The organism is Geobacillus sp. 46C-IIa (assembly GCF_014679505.1).
Classification (GTDB): Bacteria; Bacillota; Bacilli; order Bacillales; family Anoxybacillaceae; genus Geobacillus.
Genome location: NZ_CP061474.1, coordinates 1,907,722 through 1,921,953, shown reverse-complemented (window position 1 = coordinate 1,921,953; position 14,232 = coordinate 1,907,722). Strand labels below are relative to the sequence as shown.

The 14,232-nt window shown below is 48.0% G+C and carries 15 protein-coding genes; 13 read left to right on the top strand and 2 right to left on the bottom strand.

Annotated elements, in window-relative coordinates:
- Positions 1–55: 55 nt before the first annotated feature.
- The 12 genes from IC803_RS09645 to IC803_RS09590 all read left to right on the top strand — a co-directional run bounded on the left by IC803_RS09645 (position 56) and on the right by IC803_RS09590 (position 11,030).
- Positions 56–1,531: an aldehyde dehydrogenase gene (locus IC803_RS09645; protein ID WP_081210329.1), complete on the top strand. Its 1,476-nt coding sequence runs from the start codon at positions 56–58 to the stop codon at positions 1,529–1,531.
- Positions 1,532–1,558: 27 nt separating this feature from the next.
- Positions 1,559–2,338 carry a 2-keto-4-pentenoate hydratase gene (locus IC803_RS09640; RefSeq protein ID WP_081210365.1) on the top strand — a complete coding sequence of 260 codons (780 nt, stop codon included), beginning with the start codon at positions 1,559–1,561 and terminating at the stop codon, positions 2,336–2,338.
- A 17-nt stretch (positions 2,339–2,355) separates the two neighbouring features.
- A complete protein-coding gene (locus tag IC803_RS09635; RefSeq protein WP_081210331.1) occupies positions 2,356–3,255 on the top strand; it encodes an acetaldehyde dehydrogenase (acetylating) in 900 nt (299 codons plus the stop codon).
- Positions 3,252–4,283: a 4-hydroxy-2-oxovalerate aldolase gene (dmpG, locus tag IC803_RS09630; RefSeq protein WP_081210333.1), complete on the top strand. Its 1,032-nt coding sequence runs from the start codon at positions 3,252–3,254 to the stop codon at positions 4,281–4,283. The genes IC803_RS09635 and dmpG overlap by 4 nt, the downstream gene beginning before the upstream one ends.
- Positions 4,280–5,065 (top strand): 2-keto-4-pentenoate hydratase, encoded by a 786-nt coding sequence (locus IC803_RS09625; protein WP_081210335.1) that lies wholly within the window; start codon positions 4,280–4,282, stop codon positions 5,063–5,065. The genes dmpG and IC803_RS09625 overlap by 4 nt, the downstream gene beginning before the upstream one ends.
- A gap of 16 nt (positions 5,066–5,081) precedes the next feature.
- Entirely contained in the window at positions 5,082–5,276 is a 195-nt protein-coding gene (locus IC803_RS09620) for a 4-oxalocrotonate tautomerase (protein ID WP_020279805.1), read from the top strand.
- Between the two features lie 18 nt (positions 5,277–5,294).
- Positions 5,295–6,149, top strand: coding sequence for a DODA-type extradiol aromatic ring-opening family dioxygenase (locus IC803_RS09615; RefSeq protein ID WP_081210337.1), 855 nt, complete (start codon positions 5,295–5,297; stop codon positions 6,147–6,149).
- A gap of 251 nt (positions 6,150–6,400) precedes the next feature.
- Positions 6,401–7,633 (top strand): ABC transporter substrate-binding protein, encoded by a 1,233-nt coding sequence (locus IC803_RS09610; protein WP_081210339.1) that lies wholly within the window; start codon positions 6,401–6,403, stop codon positions 7,631–7,633.
- An 87-nt stretch (positions 7,634–7,720) separates the two neighbouring features.
- Entirely contained in the window at positions 7,721–8,581 is an 861-nt protein-coding gene (locus tag IC803_RS09605) for a branched-chain amino acid ABC transporter permease (RefSeq protein WP_081210341.1), read from the top strand.
- Position 8,582: 1 nt separating this feature from the next.
- Entirely contained in the window at positions 8,583–9,572 is a 990-nt protein-coding gene (locus IC803_RS09600) for a branched-chain amino acid ABC transporter permease (RefSeq protein ID WP_081210343.1), read from the top strand.
- Positions 9,569–10,324 carry an ABC transporter ATP-binding protein gene (locus IC803_RS09595; protein ID WP_081210345.1) on the top strand — a complete coding sequence of 252 codons (756 nt, stop codon included), beginning with the start codon at positions 9,569–9,571 and terminating at the stop codon, positions 10,322–10,324. The genes IC803_RS09600 and IC803_RS09595 overlap by 4 nt, the downstream gene beginning before the upstream one ends.
- Entirely contained in the window at positions 10,317–11,030 is a 714-nt protein-coding gene (locus IC803_RS09590; protein ID WP_081210347.1) for an ABC transporter ATP-binding protein, read from the top strand. Before IC803_RS09595 ends, IC803_RS09590 begins: the two co-directional genes overlap by 8 nt.
- Positions 11,031–11,152: 122 nt before the next feature.
- Here the strand turns inward: IC803_RS09590 and IC803_RS18180 are convergent, their stop codons facing one another.
- Positions 11,153–11,719: an IS630 family transposase gene (locus tag IC803_RS18180; RefSeq protein WP_081210349.1), complete on the bottom strand. Its 567-nt coding sequence runs from the start codon at positions 11,717–11,719 to the stop codon at positions 11,153–11,155.
- Complete coding sequence (locus IC803_RS09580) at positions 11,709–12,248, bottom strand: helix-turn-helix domain-containing protein (RefSeq protein ID WP_081210351.1); 540 nt, start codon at positions 12,246–12,248, stop codon at positions 11,709–11,711. The genes IC803_RS18180 and IC803_RS09580 overlap by 11 nt, the downstream gene beginning before the upstream one ends.
- Before the next feature lie 227 nt (positions 12,249–12,475).
- On the opposite strand from IC803_RS09580, the gene IC803_RS09575 reads away from it, so the two are divergent.
- The gene (locus tag IC803_RS09575) at positions 12,476–14,206 is read left to right on the top strand and encodes a thiamine pyrophosphate-requiring protein (RefSeq protein WP_081210353.1); all 1,731 of its coding nucleotides are present in this window, start codon (positions 12,476–12,478) and stop codon (positions 14,204–14,206) included.
- The last annotated feature ends 26 nt before the right edge of the window (positions 14,207–14,232 follow it).

Here is a 14,232-nt window from a genome sequence, read left to right as displayed (position 1 = left end):
TAAGAGATTTCTAATTTTTTGATTTCTATGTTCTTGACGAAGGAGGAAATCATGAATGAAAACCGAAGTGATCGCTCTTGAGAAAGTGAAAGCGTTTGACTGCCAACATTTCATCAACGGGCGGTTTTTGCCTTCGCAAAGCGGCAAGACGTTTCCAAATATCAATCCCGCCACGGGGGAAGTGATCGGCACCGTCTGCGAAGGGGGGAAAGAAGAGATTGACCTGGCAGTGGCCGCTGCAAGAAGAGCGCTGGATGGTCCATGGAAGCGGATGACGACTGGGGAGCGGATCGCGGTTTTGCGGCGTATCGGTGATCTCATTTTAGAGCGCAAAGAGGAACTGGCTCGCCTCGAGTCGCTTGATACGGGAAAGCCATATTCGCTCTCCCTCACGTTGGATATTCCGCGGGCGGCGTATAACTTTCACTTTTTCGCCGACTACTTGCGTTCGGTCGGCACGGAAGCGTATCAGACGGACGAGGTGGCCATCAACTATTCGATCCGCCGACCGGTTGGGGTCGTCGGGTTGATCAATCCATGGAATTTGCCGTTACTGTTGTTAACGTGGAAGCTCGCCCCGTGTTTGGCCGCTGGGAATACAGCCGTCATTAAGCCGGCGGAATGGACGCCACTCACCGCAACCGTATTGGCGGAAATTTGCAAAGAAGCCGGGGTGCCGGATGGTGTTGTAAATGTCGTTCATGGGTTTGGACCGGATTCCGCGGGATCAGCGTTGACCGAGCACCCGGATGTTGACGCCATTACGTTCACAGGAGAGACAACAACAGGAAAAGTCATTATGGCAGCGGCGGCGAAATCGTTGAAAAAGCTGTCTTACGAGTTGGGAGGGAAAAATCCGAACATCATTTTCGCCGATGCGGATTTGGACGAAGCGATCGAGACGACGTTGAAATCGAGTTTTATGAACCAAGGAGAAGTGTGTCTCTGCGGGTCGAGAATTTATGTGGAACGGTCGATTTATAAACAATTTTTGCAAAAGTTTGTGGCAAAAACGAAAGAACTCGTTGTTGGCGATCCGTTTGATCCGAAAACAAATGTCGGCGCGCTCATCAGCGAAGAACATTACGAGCGAGTGATGGGCTACATCGAGCTGGCAAAGGAGGAAGGCGGGCGCATTTTAACAGGCGGAAAGCGGCCGGACGGGTTGGATCAAGGATATTACCTCGAACCGACGATCATCGTTGGCGTTCATCGCAACTGCCGCATTGTCCGAGAGGAAGTGTTTGGCCCAGTTGTCACTGTCATGCCGTTTGACGAAGAAGAAGAAGTGATCGCCCAAGCAAACGACACACACTACGGGTTGAGCGCAACGATTTGGACGAATGATTTGCGTCGGGCGCATCGGGTAGCGGCGCGCATTGAAGCGGGAATCGTTTGGGTCAATACGTGGTTTTTGCGAGATTTGCGCACGCCATTCGGAGGCATGAAACAAAGCGGCATTGGGCGTGAAGGAGGCATGCATAGCTTTGAGTTTTACAGCGAGTTGACGAACATTTGCATTAAGCTTTAGCTGCGATGGATGAAAGAGGTGATAATGGTGAAGAAGTGGGACGATTATGCACAGCAGCTGCTGGCTGCGGAGCGGGAGAGACAGCCTCTCGCTCCTCTTACCGCCATGGATTCTGCATTGACGGTTCACGACGCTTATCAAATTCAACTTCGGACAATCGAACAAAAAGAAAAAGAAGGTCGACGGATTGTCGGCAAGAAAATCGGATTGACCTCTAAGGCGATGCAGCAGCTGCTTGGGGTTGACCAACCGGATTACGGCCATTTGCTTGATGATATGGCGGTGGAAAACGGCGGGGTTGTTTCGTGGGAGCGGGTGCTGCAGCCAAAGGTGGAAGCAGAAATTGCGTTTGTCTTAAAACGTGACTTAGTTGGCCCGCGCGTGACTGTCATTGACGTGCTGCTGGCGACGGATTATATCGTTCCGGCACTGGAGATCGTTGACAGCCGCATTGCCGATTGGAACATCCGTCTTGAAGATACAATCGCCGATAACGCTTCATCGGGACTTTACGTTTTGGGGGAAAAACGGTTGCCTGTCCATGCCGTTGATGCCGCGCAAATCGGCATGGCGCTCTACCGAAACGGTAAGCTGGCCAACACTGGAGTCGGAGCCGCGGCGCTCAACCACCCTGCTTTTTGCGTCGCCTGGCTGGCGAACAAGCTCTATGAATATGGAAAAGAGCTGAAGGCGGGGGAAGTTATCTTGTCCGGGGCCTTGTCGGCAGCGGTCAGCGCCGAGCCTGGCGATGGGTTTTCCGCCCGCTTCGCCCATTTGGGGGAAGTGCGGATCCAGTTTGCGCCATAAGCAAGGGAGGAGAGACCGTGGAGAAGATCAATGTAGCGATTCTTGGTTCTGGAAATATCGGGACCGACTTGATGTTGAAACTCGAGCGTTCGGATATGTTGCAGTTGACGACGGTGATCGGGATCGATCCGCAGTCGGAAGGGCTGCGTATGGCGAGAGAGAAAGGGTATCGCGTCATTGACAGCGGCATCCAGGCGTTTTTAGAACACCCAGAATGGGCTGATTTCGTCTTTGACGCGACGTCGGCGAAAGCGCACATCCGTCATGCCAAACTGTTGAAGCGGGCCGGGAAGGTCGTCTTTGATTTGACACCGGCGGCCGTTGGACCGTTTGTTGTGCCGCCTGTCAACTTAACTGAACATTTGGAAGAGACCAACATTAACTTCATCACATGCGGTGGACAGGCGACGATTCCGATTGTCCACGCCATTGGGCGCGTGCAGCCGGTTGCTTACGCTGAAATTGTCGCGACGATTTCAAGCAAAAGTGCAGGGCCGGGAACAAGAGCGAACATTGATGAATTTACGGAAACGACTGCTCGAGGGCTCGAAAAAATCGGCGGGGCGAAGCGCGGAAAAGCCATCATTATTCTCAACCCGGCTGAACCGCCCATTTTGATGAGAAACACAATATACGCACTTGTCGAAGGGAAGAAAGCAGCGGCGCGGGAAATTTGCGACTCGATCGAGGAAATGGTAGAAACGATCCGCTCGTACGTTCCCGGCTATCGGCTGCGCACGAGTCCGATCATTGAAGGAAATAAGGTGACGGTCATGGTTGAAGTGGAAGGAGCTGGTGATTATTTGCCGAAGTACGCTGGAAACTTGGATATTATGACCGCCGCTGCGGTGAAAGTGGCGGAGGAAGTGGCGAAACATCGATTGTCGAAGTTGTTGGCTGAGGAGGGGAAACGATGAAGCGAGCCATTACCATTACAGAAGTGGCATTGCGCGACGGCAGCCATGCCATCGCCCACCAATATACAACAAAACAAGTGGCCACGATCGCCAAAGCGCTCGATGAAGCGAACGTTCCGTATATTGAAGTGTCACATGGAGACGGTTTGGGGGGATCTTCGCTGCAGTATGGCTTGTCGCGGACCGATGAATTTGAGCTGATTGAAACAGCTGTGGCGGTTTGCCGGCAGGCCAAAATTGCGGTGCTTCTTCTTCCAGGCATCGGGACGGTCAAGGAATTGAAACAGGCCGCCCGCTTAGGAGCGAAAATGGCACGCATCGCGACCCATGTGACGGAAGCGGATATTTCGGCCCAGCATATTGCCGCGGCAAAAGAGCTTGGTATGGAAACGGTCGGGTTTTTAATGATGGCGCATATGGCGCCTGTCGAGGTGCTTGTTCATCAAGCGCAGCTTATGGAAAGCTACGGGGCGGACGTCGTCTATGTCGTCGATTCAGCCGGTGCTCTCTTGCCGCATGAAGTGAAAGAGCGCGTTCGTGCATTAAGGGAAAGCCTTGAAATTGAAGTCGGTTTTCACGCTCATAACAATTTATCATTGGCGATGGCCAATACATTGGCCGCGATTGAGGAAGGAGCGACGCGCGTTGACGGCAGTGTTCGCTGCCTGGGGGCTGGCGCTGGCAACACGCAGACGGAAGTGCTTGTCGCGGTGTTGGATCGGATGGGCATTCCGACCGGCATTGATTTGTATAAAATGATGGATTTAGCCGAGCAGCTTGTGGCGCCGATCTTGCCAAAAGCTCAGGAGATTACGCGTGACAGTTTGACACTCGGATATGCCGGCGTCTATTCAAGCTTCCTTCTTCACGCGCAGCGCGCCGCCCAAATGTTTGGCCTCGATGCTCGCGATATTTTAATTGAACTCGGCCGGCGAAAGGTTGTCGGCGGCCAAGAAGATATGATCGTCGATGTCGCTGCGGAAATGGCGCGTCCAAAAGCTGCTGTAGGAGAGGGGGGAGTACGGTGACTTCTCTTGACTATGAAAAACTCGCTATGGAGCTTCTGAACGCTGAGCATGAGAAGAGAGAAATTGTTCGCCTCACAGTCCAATATCCAAATATGACGGTCGAGGAAGCGTACGCTATACAAGAACAACTCGTGGCGATGAAACAGGAAGACGGCTATCGGATCATTGGCCCGAAAATGGGATTGACGAGCGCTGCGAAAATGGCGCAAATGGGGGTGAACGAGCCGATCTACGGGTATGTGTTCGATTATATGGTCGTCCCTAACGGAGGGACGGTGGCCATGAACGAACTGATCCATCCGAAGGTGGAAGCGGAAATCGCCTTCATTTTAAAAGAGGATGTCCAAGGGCCGAATATTGACGTGACGGACATTTTAGCGGCAACGGAGTATATCATCCCAGCGCTGGAAATTATCGATAGCCGCTATGCTAACTTCGAGTTTGCCTTGCCGGATGTGATTGCCGACAACGCTTCCTCATCTAGAGTCGTATTCGGAAGCCGCCTCGTTCCTCCCGTCTCCCTTGAACTCGACTTGCTTGGAGTGAGTTTATCAATCAACGGTGAAGGGAAGGCGTTCGGCGCTGGCGCGGCGGTGTTGGGGCATCCGGCCAACGCGATTGCAATGCTGGCCAACATGTTGTCCAGAAAAGGAAAAGGATTGAAAGCGGGGGAAATCATTTTAGCCGGAGCGATGACGGAAGCTGTCCGTTTTGTGGCAGGGGATGTTGTGTTTGCCCAGTTTGACCAATTAGGAACGGTTTCGTTCCGATCGACAGATTGATGAAAGGATGAGCCGCATGCCGATTGTTCATATTCATCTGCTCGAAGGAAGGCCGGAAGAAAAGATTAAAGAAGTGATTCGCGAAGTAACCGGTACAATCAGCGCTGTTTTAGGCTCGCCAAAGGAAAACGTGCGGGTGATCGTGTCAGAAGTGCCGAAATCTCATTGGGGTGTCGCCGGCATCTCAATGTCAGATAAACAACGAAAATGAAGAGGGGGAAAAATCACGATGAGTTTGGAATTAGCCATGCTTGTGCCGCATACGCCGAGAATGTGTTTTGAGGATCGAACTCCTGAGTTTCAACATGAACTCGTCAAAGGGATGCACGAAGTGGCGAAAATCATCGAGCAAGTCAAACCGGATACCCTTGTTTTGATTTCGTGCCATTGGATGTCAAGCTTCGACCATTTTGTCGATATCACCCCGAGACATAGGGGGGTATTGACCGCTGTAGAATGTCCGGACTTGATTGCCGATGTCCCTTACGATTATCCAGGGGATGAAGAGCTTGGCAAACAGCTAGTGAAGGCGGGGAAAGAAGCCGGGCTTCGGGTCGTTGAAGTCAATGACCCAACCTACATTTGGGATTACGGGACGGTCGTTCCACTTCGCTATTTAGCGCCGAATGAGGACATCGCCGTCATTAGTCTGTCGGTGACGTGGGCGGCCAACTTGGAGGAAACGTACACGTGGGGGCAAGTGATCGGCAAAGTGTTGCGTGAAAGCAAGAAAAAGACGATGTTTGTATGTAGCGGTGCGCTGGCGCATAATCTTGTCCGACGGCCCGAGGCGTTGCCGACATTGGCCGAGCAGGCTCTGGATCGGGAATTTTTGCAATACTTACAAAACAATAATGTGCGAGCCGCCTGGAACATGCTTCCACAATACGCGCGCGCAGCGGGTGTCGAATCCGGAGGGCGCCACTTGGCCGCCTTGCTCGGTGTCATTCAAGAAAACTATCAAAGCCGTTATTATGGCTATGGCCAATCATCCGGCAGTGGGAATGTAGTAATGACGTTTGAACCTGCTCCTGCTCAGTACAAGACGTTGTACGTCCCGCAACAGACTGCACAGCACTCGTGAAAATGGTTTCATTGGTTTCCCACTGAAAAAAACAAACTCGGTAAAAAACATTGCTTTTGGTTTTGTTTCATATAGAGGAGTACAGCGCTTTCATGTGCAACAACTTTTGCATTAATATAATAGTTGTAATCTTTTAAATATTTATAATATATCCTGTGGCATGTACTGGGAGGGATTTCAATTTTCTTGATTGGCGATCTGCTCATTTTACAAAAAATGAAAACGCTTTAATAACAAAGGGGGCGAGAAGAATGAAGAAAACGAAAGGATTTTGGAAACGAGCAACGGGGATGATGGCGATGGCCGCCTTGCTCATGACAGCGGGATGCGCGCAAAGCAACACATCGAGCGGATCCGGTTCGGATAAGAGTAATGGAGGAGATTCAGGGGGATCGGTCAAAATCGGTTTTATTCTTTCGCAAACCGGTACGTTTGCACCTCTGTCCGAAGGAATCGTCAACGGCTTCCAATTGTATTTGGAGCAGCATAACGGGATGCTCGGTGGGAAGAAGGTTGAAATGAAGGTGGAAGATGATGAAGCGAACCCACAGGTGGCTTTGCGTAAATATCGGCAATTAGTTCATGGGGAAAAAGCTGATATCCTTGTAGGACCGATTTCTTCAGCGGTTGCGTATGCATTGCGTGATGAAGTCGAAAAGGATAAAAAAGTGCTAATCGATGCCAACGCTGCTGGTGATGACCTCTCGTGGAGCAAAAAGAGCGATTACGTCTACCGCGTCTCGTTCTCGAACTGGCAAAACGGCAGCAGCACCGCGAAATATTTAGCAGAACAAGTCGGCAAAAAAGCCGTTATCCTTGCTCCGGACTATCCAGCTGGGAAGGAAGTGCTTCGGGCGTTCAAGGCTGCTTTTGAAGCGGCCGGTGGAAAAGTCTTGAAAGAAATTTATCCGAAGTTGAACACGAACGATTTCGCACCGTATCTTCAGCAGGCGTCAGCGGAAAAACCGGATTTCATTTACGCGTTCTTTACTGGAAGCGACGGCGTTCGGTTTATTACTCAGTATAAAGAATTTGGTTTGAAAGGGAAGATTCCGTTGACAGGTCCTCTGGAGTTTGGGGATGAGCTTTTGACTCAGCCCACTGGGCAAGCGGCTGAAGGCATCATTGCGGGGATCAACTATTCACCGTACTTGGACAATGAGCAAAATAAACAATTTGTTGAAGCTTATAAAGAGAAATATGGAAAATTGCCAAATATTTTTGCCGTCGAGGGATATGACTCAGCCGCGGCGATTGATCAAGCGATAAATAAAGCTGGAAGTTTAAACTCTCAGGATTTGATTAAAATCTTGAAAGGCATTTCTCTCGACAGTCCGCGTGGCAAAATTACGATCGATCCGGCAACACATAACCCAATTCAAAATTTCTATATTTCAAAAAATGTTTTAAAAGACGGTGTAATCGTTCCTCAAATCATGGAGACGGTAGAGAATGTCAAGATGCCCGAGGCTTCGCCATTTTAATTTATCAACAAGGAGGAGATGGTCGTCTCCTCCTTTCCAAAAAACGGAAATCGAACTAAAAAATTTAGAAAAAAGGTGGGATGAGAGGTGTCCGCCATTCTAGCGCAGTTGCTGACAGGAGTGGCCTATGGGATGCTCTATTTCATGATTGCCGCTGGTTTGACGATTATCCTTGGGGTCATGAATGTCGTGAATCTTGCCCATGGAACGCTGTTTATGCTTGGCGCTTATATTGCGTTTACTTTTATCAATGATGAACTGAACTTTTGGATTGCCTTGCTTCTAGCTGTTTTTCTGACAGCCGTATTAGGATTAGCGCTGGAAAAATGGCTGATTAAGCCTGTATATGGCAAAGAGCTTGAACAGGTGTTGCTGACCTTTGGGTTAAGTTTTATCATTGCCGATGCTGTTGAATGGATATGGGGCACGGAAATGCATACACTTCCAACACCGGATTTGTTGAGCGGTTCATTATCCATTGGAAGCACGGAGTTTCCGTTGTATCGGCTGTTTGTTGTTTTGGTTGGGTGTCTATTGGCTTGGTTGCTATGGTACTTGGAAACGAAAACACGTATTGGAGCGATTATCCGCGCGGGTGTGGACGACCGCGCCATGGTTAGCGCCCTTGGCGTCAATGTTGGACTTGTGTTTACCGGAGTGTTTGCCTTTGGAGCGGCGCTGGCAGGATTAAGCGGTGTATTGGGCGGGCCATTGATCGGCATGTATACAGGAATGGACAATGAAATTCTCGTCACGTCCCTTATTGTCGTCGTCATTGGCGGATTGGGTTCATGGAAGGGATCGTTTATTGGCGCGATTGCAGTCGGAGTGATTGAAACGCTCGGAAAAGTATGGTTCCCCTCTTTATCCATGTTGATGGTGTTTCTCATCATGATGATGGTCCTTATCGTCCGACCGCAAGGGTTGTTTGGAAGAGAGGTGGCATAGAGTGAAAAAGTTGTTGTTTGGTGCTGTTTTGTTGACCGCTCTTGTTTTCGCTATGCCGCTTGTTTTGTCAGATTTCGCGGTCAACTTGGCAACGGAGATTTATATTATGGCCATTTTTGCGATGAGTCTTGGGTTGATCATGGGCTATGCGGGAATGGTGTCGCTTGGGCACGCCGGTTTTTTTGGCATCGGTGCTTATACAGTGGCCGTGATCGGTCAGCATGTAGCAAATACATATTTGTTGCTTCTGCTGGCTGTGGTCATGTCTGGGCTTATTGCTTTAGTTACGGGCGCTGTGTTTATCCGTACGTCCAAGTTTTACTTTTTAATGATTACTCTCGCTTTTGGACAATTGTTGTATGTTTTGTTTTGGCAATTAAAGACTTGGACAGGCGGGGCAGACGGAATGTCCGTTTCCGCTGTCATGAATTTTGGGTTTGGGGAAATTGTATCTCCGAATGGTCTCTATTATGTCATGGGGCTCGCTTTTGTCATTTCTTACTTTTTTTTGCACCTGCTTGTTGAATCACCGGCGGGAAAGATTACGAAAGGTGTGATGGAAAATGAGGCGCGGATGAGCGCTCTAGGTCATAACGTTCGAGTCTATAAACTGCTCGTTTATACATTGTCTGGATCATTGGCAGGGCTGGCCGGTGCACTTTATGCCTATTTTAATGTATTTGTTTCGCCGGATTTGTCCAGTTGGATGTTTTCTGGGCAAGTGATGGTGATGGTGATTATCGGCGGAGTGGGTACGCTGCTTGGACCAGCACTTGGCGCCAGTGTCTTTATTTACTTGCAAAATTTTATGAGCACGTATACCGAACGATGGCCGATGATCATGGGAGTATTGCTTGTCGCTCTTGTTCTTGCTGGAAAAGGAGGGCTTATTCATTGGCTGCAGCACGGAAAGCGTCTTTTAGTTTCACGCAAACGGACTGGTGAGGCAGTTTCGCAACAGACGGTAAAAAAGGGGGAGGCTGTCCATTGAGTTTGCTTAGAGTAGAAAACATTAGTAAGTCGTTTAAAACGTTGCAAGTATTGCGCAACGTTTCTTTTGAGGTGAACCATGGGGAGCGCCATGTCATCATCGGCCCGAATGGCGCAGGGAAAACGACGCTTTTCCATTGCATAACGAACATTCTGCCTATTGACGCCGGTTCTGTGTATTTAGACGGAAAAGAGATCAGCAAACTTCCTGCCCATCATCTTGTCCATTTAGGCATGTCACGGACGTTCCAAAAAAACAACTTATTTGGCGACTTGACAGTGGAAGAAAATATTCATTTGGCGCTTGTAGCGAAAAAAGCGTATCGGTACGATGGTTTTTTACCACTCACCGTCCGGTCTGATATACGCAAGGAAACCAATGATATTTTGGAACAGTGGGAAATTTTCGATCGTCGTCATGTAAAGGTGAAACATCTTTCCTATGGGGAGCAGCGATTGCTTGAAGTGTTGTTGGCCATGGCCAGCAATCCGAAGGTTCTTTTGCTCGACGAACCGACATCCGGAATGTCGCCGGCGGAAACGGCGCAGACAGCGGCAATGATTCAAAATCTGCCTCGCTCTATAGCGATGGTGATTATTGAACACGATATGGATGTTGTCTTTGCCATTGCGGACCGCATCACAGTTCTGCACCATGGAGAAGTTGTTTTAAGCGGTTCACCAGATGAAATCAGAAATAACGAGATGGTCAAAGAAATTTACTTTGGAGGAGGAGCGAAACAATATGCTTGAACTCCAAGATGTCCACTCGTATTATGGAACGAGTTACATTCTTCAGGGAGTCAGTTTTTCTGTTCCGAAAGGAAAATGCGTCGCTTTGCTTGGGAGGAACGGAGCGGGAAAAACGACTACCATTCATACAATTGTCGGGTTGCATAAAGTGAAACGAGGAAGAATTCGATTTAAAAATCAACCGATCGAATCGCTTCCTCCCCACCAAATTTCCCGCCTCGGCATCGGTTTCGTGCCGCAGGGGAGAAGAATTTTTCCGTCTCTGACGGTAAAAGAAAACTTAACGATGCCGGCACGAAAAAGAAAGGAGAATAATGGGGGCAGCCATTGGGAGCTGGAGAAAATTTATGAATTGTTTCCCGTCTTGAAGGAACGGGAAAACAACTTAGGCACGCAGTTATCAGGCGGCCAGCAGCAAATGCTGGCGATTGGGCGGGCGCTTATGACCAATCCGGAGCTTTTGTTAATGGATGAACCGTCTGAAGGGCTGGCTCCGGTCATTATTGACCAGGTTGGGGAGATTATCGTTCAACTGAAAGAGGCAGGGTTGTCGATTTTAATTGTGGAACAAAACATCGCTCTTGCCTGCAAGGCAGCGGATGAAATTTTAGTCATGAACAAAGGAAAAATTGTATGGAGTGGTTCGCCGGATGAATTGATGGTCAATGAAGACGTCCAGCATAAGTATTTGGGGGTTTCGAGTTAGATATTTTTGATCAAAATTTAGGCTTGTTAGGTGTTATCCAAAGAAATTGATAAAGTTGCCATTACGGGGATGAGAGATCATCTGATAGCACTGTTTCCCAATTAAGAGTAGTCATACGATTTCTATATACATGCAACATGAAGAGTTAACTTCTCATTCATCCTGCACAACCCTAAGCGCTGCAGCATTTCCTCCGGACGTTCGTGGATGTAGTGGACAAACCGAGTAATGGCTTGAATGATATCGTTGCGATCCTTGTGAAATACATTGGCCATCACCGTATCTTTCCGCCATTTCCACAAGCGTTCAATCGGGTTCAGCTGTGGCGAATAGGGAGGAAGGTAAATAAAGTGAAAACACTGCCCTTCTTCCCGCCAAAACTCCTTGACCATTTTTTTGGCATGGTGAATGCGGGCGTTATCCAACACGAAGACTATGAGACGATCCGGATCGCGCTCTTTGAGCATTCTCAAGAAATCCAAGAACGTCGCGGCATGGGCAGCGGTCGTTTGATGAAGCACCGTTTCGCCATCGTGGATGTTGACCGCGTCAAACAGCGATACGTGGGCATGATGGCCGAACGTCGGCACTTGTTTTTGGCGGCCGACTTCCGACCATGTGGACCGCAAGACATGATAAGAGCGGATATGTGTTTCATCAAGGTATAACAAGACCGAATCAGGATCCATTAAGTTTTTTTATGAAGTCGATCTGTTTCTCAAAATGCTTTTGTCGATCTGGATCGCCTTTCGCCAATGTGTAGGTCGGCCGTGTCCATGACAGCCCTTTGCGGTGCAGGAGTTTTCGCAACGCTTCGCGGGAAATGCAAACACCGAAGTGCTTTTCAACATAGGATTGCAAGAGTTTGGTGTTCCACGCCGAAGCGACGTCCCATCCCAGTTCCACGGGAGTGGTGGTCAACACCAGCTGTTTGATCTCTTCCTGCTGTTCTTCGATGAGAAACGGCTCCCGCCCGGGTGCGAAATCCCGATGAAGCAAGAGCTCCAGACCGCCTTCGTTGAACAGCGACACATAATGGGAAACGATTTGTCGGCACACGTTGACCATGGAGGCCACCTCTTTGCCCAAATAACCTTCCATGATCAGGCGAACCGTCATCACCCGTTGGCGAAGAAGGGTGTTTTTGATTTTCCGTTCCTGTTTGCGAAGTGTCCGAGGTGTCCATCCGTGATCGTTGGTGATGTTGAGACGTCTCATGCAGAATTCCGCTCATTTTCCATGCCCTTCCTTAGGAGCAGTATAACCGGAGTGGGCACACTTATACGAAGGTTAACTTTTCAATGAGCATATATAGTTTTATTTCATATAGAGGAATATAAGGCTTTCATGAGCAACAATTTATTAATTAATATAATATTAATTATATTAATAATATTATGAATATTGTTTGTGCAATGTTAATTTAAATTGAAGGGGGTTAGAAAGTGTTCGATAAATATACTACCAGCACAGCTTTTTTAGAGGCTCTTCGGGAAGCTGGTGTGTCTTATATTTTTTGCAACTTAGGTAGCGATCATCCTGCGATTATAGAAAGTCTGGCAGAGGCTAGTCAGAAGGGAATTGAACTCCCTAAAGTGATCACTTGTCCACATGAAATGGTAGCACTTAGTGCGGCACATGGGTTTGCACAGGTTACCGGGAAACCTCAGGCCGTTATTGTGCATGTTGAATGTGGTACACAAAATCTTGGAGGAGCTATCCATAATGCGGCAAAGGGGAGAATTCCTGTGCTCATTTTTGCCGGTGCTTCTCCTTTCACACAGGAAGGAGAAATGGTGGGAAGCAGAAATGAGTTTATTCATTGGATACAGGATGTCTTTGACCAAAGAGGAATAGTAAGGGGATACGTTAAGTACAATAACGAAATTCGATCAGGAAAAAATGTAAAGCAATTGGTGCATCGGGCGTTACAGATTGCTCAAAGCGATCCAAAAGGTCCAGTGTATCTAGTTGGGCCTCGAGAGGTAATGGAAGAAGAAACTAGTAGGGTTACAGTTAATCTAGCATTGTGGGATCCTATCCGACCATCTGCTCTTCCCGAAGACGGAGTAAATGAAATTGTAAGTAGTTTAGTAAACGCTGATAATCCGTTAATTATAACATCATATTTAGGGAGAAATGTCAAAGCGGTAGATGAACTTATAGAGTTAAGCGAGCGTTTATCTATACCCGTCATTGAATCAGTTCCTAACTACATGAACTTCCCGAGCAGTCATTCTATGCATTGTGGATATTTGTGGAACTCACAAGATCAAAATGAACTATTGGTTAAAGCAGACGTTATTCTAGTCTTAGATAGCGATGTGCCATGGATTCCTTTAAAAAATAAACCATCGGAGCATTGTAAAATTTACTACATTGATGTAGATCCTTTGAAGGAACAAATGCCATTATGGTATATTCCCTCTCAGTGCTTTTTTAGAGCGGACTCTTTTACGGCATTGAAACAACTAAATCGGTTATTGAGGCAAACTCCTGTAAATTGGAAAACGGTACAGGAAAGATGTAAGCGAGTCGAGCGGGTTCATCATGAGCAACGAAAAGAATGGAAAGAAAAAGAATCGTATAGGGAGGACACTATTACCCCTGAGTATTTAACTGCGTGCATTAGAGAACTTGTTGATGATAATACGATTATCGTTAATGAAGGGATCTCGAATTATGAAACGATATATAGACATATTGGAGCAACAAAGCCTGGGTCTATTATTGGAAGTGGTGCAGGCTCACTAGGATGGAACGGCGGAGCTAGCATCGGAGTAAAATTGGCCTTGCCGCATAAGAAGGTCATTAACTTAACAGGAGATGGGAGTTATTTATTTAGTATCCCTTCCACTGTTCACTGGATGGCTAGAAGATATCAAACTCCATTTTTGACTGTTATATACAACAACAAAGGTTGGAAATCTCCTAAATTATCCACGTTAGGCGTGCATCCGAACGGGGTAGCGCGAAAAATAAATGAATTTTGGGTGAGTTTTGAACCATCAGCAGACCTGGCCAAAATTGCTGAGGCTGCCGGAGGTGCTTACGCTAGGACGATTAAAAAACCTGGTGAACTAAAAGATGCTTTGCAAGAAGGATTACAGGCGTTGGAAGAGGGGAGATCAGCTGTGCTAGATGTTCACCTTCCTTCTGTCCAGGAAGAAGTGTGACGTATAAGCAAAGCTTTCAGAGATAT

Coding starts and splice junctions, on each gene's coding strand:
- IC803_RS18180 (WP_081210349.1), bottom strand. CDS start 11,719: ATGGATCCTGATTCGGTCTTGTTATACCTTGATGAAACACATATCCGC.
- IC803_RS09590 (WP_081210347.1), top strand. CDS start 10,317: ATGCTTGAACTCCAAGATGTCCACTCGTATTATGGAACGAGTTACATT.
- IC803_RS09580 (WP_081210351.1), bottom strand. CDS start 12,248: ATGAGACGTCTCAACATCACCAACGATCACGGATGGACACCTCGGACA.
- IC803_RS09615 (WP_081210337.1), top strand. CDS start 5,295: ATGAGTTTGGAATTAGCCATGCTTGTGCCGCATACGCCGAGAATGTGT.
- dmpG (WP_081210333.1), top strand. CDS start 3,252: ATGAAGCGAGCCATTACCATTACAGAAGTGGCATTGCGCGACGGCAGC.
- IC803_RS09610 (WP_081210339.1), top strand. CDS start 6,401: ATGAAGAAAACGAAAGGATTTTGGAAACGAGCAACGGGGATGATGGCG.
- IC803_RS09620 (WP_020279805.1), top strand. CDS start 5,082: ATGCCGATTGTTCATATTCATCTGCTCGAAGGAAGGCCGGAAGAAAAG.
- IC803_RS09645 (WP_081210329.1), top strand. CDS start 56: ATGAAAACCGAAGTGATCGCTCTTGAGAAAGTGAAAGCGTTTGACTGC.